Annotated in this window: 1 protein-coding gene; it reads right to left on the bottom strand. The window is 61.4% G+C overall.

Annotated elements, in window-relative coordinates; all coding sequences use genetic code 11:
• Window positions 1–782: ferredoxin reductase (locus tag A3754_RS02605; protein WP_063518779.1), on the bottom strand; the 782-nt coding region annotated here is incomplete at both ends.

Genomic DNA, 782 nt, shown 5'->3' with positions numbered 1-782 from the left:
CGCCGTCGGTTTCCACATCGCTCTGGGCGAAGCGCACCCGGCCACCCACCGCATCGGCGGGCACCTCGGTAAAGGGCGCACGGAATCGCTCCACATGCAGTCGGCGAATACAGCCGGCTTCGGTCATGCATTGCTCGATCGCTTCCAGCAGCGAAGGTGGGCCGCAGGCGTACACATCCCGGTCTTTCCAGTCCGGGCAGAGCGCATCCAGCTGTGCTGCAGAAAAACGGTTACGGCTCGGGTCCTCGCCTTCGCGGCTGTAAATCAGATGCAGGTGATAGCGATCGTTGTAGCGATCCATCGCCTTCAATTCCTTGCCCAGCACCACATCAAACTCGTGGGGCGCATAGTGGATATGATGAGTATCGGGTAGGCGCCCCTGGGCAATCAGGCTGTTGATCATGCTGAACGCGGGGGTAATACCGCTGCCGGCGGTAATGAACAGCGGCTGGATAGGCTGTGCATCGGGCAGATAGAAATCCCCCTGGGGCAGGCCGATGGGCAGGTAGTCGCCCACCTTGATATTGCGCACGATGTGGTGGGAGATAGTCCCCTTGTCGATGGCTTTCACCGTGATCGTGAAGCAATCGTCTTCGCGCTCGGGGGGCGAGGAAATGGTGTAGGTGCGGGTGTAATGCTTGCCATCGGCAGGGATGCCCACTCGCACATGCTGGCCAGCCCGGTGCCCGCGCCAGTTCAGGCCGGGCCGCAGGGTGAGCGTGCGTGCGTCTTTGGTTTCATCCCACACTTTTACCACTCGGGCCTGCAGCTTGTGGGTGGTC

Source organism: Alcanivorax sp. HI0083, from assembly GCF_001635175.1.
Note: the sequence above shows the minus strand (reverse complement) of the source record. Positions and strands in the feature narration are given on the sequence as shown.